The sequence below is a fragment of the Streptomyces purpurogeneiscleroticus genome, from assembly GCF_020024005.1.
Classification (GTDB): Bacteria; Actinomycetota; Actinomycetes; order Streptomycetales; family Streptomycetaceae; genus Streptomyces; species Streptomyces purpurogeneiscleroticus.
This window is the reverse complement of the sequence record NZ_NHSG01000320.1, coordinates 1-3,288: the sequence shown is the minus strand read 5'-3', so window position 1 is coordinate 3,288 and position 3,288 is coordinate 1. Positions and strand designations below refer to the sequence as shown.

General features: G+C 76.9%; 2 protein-coding genes and 1 pseudogene. All 3 read left to right on the top strand.

Features of this window, described 5'->3' with window-relative positions:
* Positions 1 to 2,119 (top strand): annotated as a pseudogene (locus CCS38_RS20790) (SAV_2336 N-terminal domain-related protein); the annotation flags it as partial.
* 59 nt (positions 2,120 to 2,178) lie between these two features.
* The gene (gene fxsA, locus CCS38_RS20785; RefSeq protein ID WP_223734816.1) at positions 2,179 to 2,400 is read left to right on the top strand and encodes an FxSxx-COOH cyclophane-containing RiPP peptide; all 222 of its coding nucleotides are present in this window, start codon (positions 2,179 to 2,181) and stop codon (positions 2,398 to 2,400) included.
* A gap of 174 nt (positions 2,401 to 2,574) precedes the next feature.
* Positions 2,575 to 3,288 (top strand): radical SAM protein (locus tag CCS38_RS20780; RefSeq protein WP_372457125.1); only part of this gene is annotated, 714 nt, incomplete at its 3' end.

Here is a 3,288-nt window from a genome sequence, read left to right as displayed (position 1 = left end):
CCCCGCCGCGCGCCCCCGCGATCCGCTGCCCGCCGCCGAGGTCGTCGCCCGCTTCCGTCGCGCCGCCTCGCCCGGCGCGGCACAGCTCGCGGTCTATCTGGCGGCGGCCCCGCTGTGCCTGCCGGTGATGCAGCTGGTGCAGCGCACGATGCTGCCCGGGACCGGCCCGGCGGAGCTGTCGGAGGTGCTGCTCGGCGGGCTGCTGACGCGCACGGACGGCGAGTCGATGGCTGGCGGCCCCTGGTACGAGTTCGTCAAGGGCGTGCAGGAGGTACTGCTCGGACCGCTCGGCAGGGACGAGGCGCTGCTGGTGCTCAAGCACTGCTCCGCGTATGTGGAGCAACGGTTCGGCAAGGGCGGTCCGAACTTCCCCGCGCTCGCCATCGCGCAGCTCACCGGCGACCGGCGCGCGGACCCGGCGGAGTCGGCGGCGCGGCTGCGCACCCATCCGCCGGGGGACGGGCCCGGCGTACGGGCCCCGCAGCCCTTCGCCGAGGTCGCGGCGCACGTCCTGGAACGCTTCGTCCCGCTGCGCACCATCACCACCGACGGCCACGAGGGCCCCGGCGGCCCGGCCTCCTCCGAGGCCGTGCGCCGCTCCCAGGCGCTGGTGCAACGGTTCGCCGCCGACGGCATGGTGCAGAACCTCCTCGACGCGGTGCAGTTGCTGCGGCACGCCACCGGGCGCGAGCGGCACCGCGGCGCCGACACCGCGCTGTGGAGCGAGCTGGCGGAGAACCTCCTGCGGCTGTGGGAGCTGCAGGGCGGCCGGGCGCTGCTGCGCGAGGCGCGGGAGGCGGCGCGTACGGCGGCGCAGTCCGGCGAGGCGCGCGCCCGCACCGCGCTGGGACGGGTGCTGCACACCGAGGCGGGGGAGCGGCGCGCGGCCGGTGACGACCGTGGCGCGCTGGACCTGCTGCGCCGCGCCGACCGGGAGTTCACGGCCGTCTGCGCGACCGCCGGGCTGGAGCCGTGGCACGCCCTGGAGATCACCCTGGAGCGGGTCCAGGTCCTGGAGGAGCAGTGGCGCCTCGGCGGCGACAGCGGGCTGCTCCAGGAGACCGTCGGGATGCTGGAGGCGTTCGCGGACGCCTGGCCGTACGACGAGGCGCAGCCCTCGGGGCTGCCGCTGGCGCACGGGCGGGCGCTGCTGCGGCTGGCCGGCACGGCCGCCGACCGGGAGCAGGCCGCGGCCTACGCCGAGCAGGCCGCGGCCTCGCTCACGCACGCGGCCGACGCGATGGCCGCCGAGGGCGCGCCCGAGAACGCCCGGCTGTGGGCCCGGCTGGACCTGACCGACGCGCTGCTGATGCTCACCGGCACCGCGCTGGAGCGGGCCGGGCAGTTGGTCGGGGACATGGAGGCGGCGGCGCAGGGGCCGGACGAGCGGGCCGCCGTGCTGGTGCGCGCCGCCCGGCTCGCGGTGCGCCGCTTCGAAGCGGATGGCGACGCTGCGCACTTGGCGGAGGCCGACCGGCGGTACGAAGCGGCCTGCCGCGCAGTGCCACGGGACCGCGAGGGCTACGGCGACCTGATCGAGGAGTGGGGCGACGCGCTGATGCGGCGGGCGCGCGAGCCCGGCGGCCGGGCCGTCATCCACCGCACGGTCCGGGTGCTGCGGGACTGCCGGATGGAGACCGCGGCCGGCGATCCCCGGCTGGCGCGCCGGCTGCTCACGCTCGGCCGTGCCCTGCTGCTGCGCAGGACCGACGACGACCGGGTGGACCTGCGGGAGGCCGAGCATCTCTTCGGGCTCGCCGCGCAGTCCGCCGCCGACCCGCTGGTCCGGGCGGAGAGCTGGCTGGAGCTGGGCGGCACGCACCGGCTCGCGCACCGCCGCTCCGGCCTGGACGCGCAGCTCGAACAGGCGGCGGACGCCTACCGCCGCGCCGCCGACGCGGCGCGCGCGGCCCAGGAGGGCGCGGCGGACCCGGACCCCGCCGTACGGCTCCGCGCCCGTGCGTACCACCTGCGCGGCGAGGCGTACGAGGACGCGCGGCGGCCGCGTGCCGCGCGCGACGCCTACCGCCTCGCCCTGGAGGAATGGCGGCGGCTGCCCGACGAGGGCGGCCCCGCGGGCCGGGAGACCTCGCGCCGGCTCATGGACATCGGCGGGTGACAGGCGGCAGATTGGAACATGCGTACCAGCGGGGGCAGTTGGCGGAAAGGGGTAAGGCGATGAGCGCGAGCCGCAAGGACACGGAGGCCGGGCAGACGGCGGCGGCCGGGGCCACCGTGCCGCCGGCCGGTGAGCTGCCCGAGCTGCCGGACCTGCTCGCCATGGATCTCGCGGAGCTGCGGACGGTGGACCACCCGGTGCTGTCGGAAGTACTGGAACGGATACGGACGCGCATGGACGAACCCACGGAAATGCTGTGGGGATTCAATGCCGCCTTCTGACGCGAACCTTCCGAAGTGAATCGCTGCCACCCGAACAATTTCGGTCGTCGGTGCCGGGGGAACCGGACACCGGCGATCGCGGCCGGTTTGGTCACACCGTCCCGCAGGGATACTCCGCCTCGGACCGGCGACGGGGGCCGTCCCTGCGCGGACCGCGGCTTGGGGGGTGCGGACGTGGCGCAGCAGACCGTACGGGACACGGGCCCGTCGGCGGCGGACCGGCCGGACGTCCCCTCCTGCCACCCCTTCCGGCAGTTCATCCTCAAGGTGCACGGCCACTGCAACCTCGCCTGCCGCTACTGCTACCTCTACGAGGCCGCCGACCACGGCTGGCGGGACCGCCCCGCCACGATGAGCGACGCGGTCGTGGACCGCACCACCGCCCGTATCGCCGAGCACGCCGCGGCGCACGGCCTGCGGCACGCGGCGCTCGTCCTGCACGGTGGCGAACCGCTGCTGGCGGGCGCGGACCGCCTCGGCCGCGCCGTCGATCTGCTGCGCACCCGGCTCCCCGGGGACTGCGCCCTGCACCCCACCCTCCAGACCAACGGCACCCTGCTCACCCGCGCCCGGCTGCGCACCCTCGCACGCCACGGCACCCGGGTCGGCGTCAGCCTCGACGGCGGGCTGCCCGCGCACAACACCGCGCGCGTGGACCACGCCGGGCGCCCGGCCTGGAGCCGCGCCGTCCGCGGCCTCCGGCTGCTCGCGGAGGAGCAGCCGGACGCGTACGCGGGCATCCTCGCCGTCGTCGACCCGCGCACCGACCCCCTGGAGACCTACGCCTCGCTCCGCGCGCTCCGCCCGCCGCGCCTGGACCTGCTGCTCCCGCACGGCAACTGGACAGCGCCGCCACCGGGCCTCGCCCCCGGCCCCGACCGCCCCACC

What these genes read in the sequence shown, in the direction of transcription:
- fxsA (WP_223734816.1), top strand. Translation starts at nt 2,179, where the DNA reads ATGAGCGCGAGCCGCAAGGACACGGAGGCCGGGCAGACGGCGGCGGCC.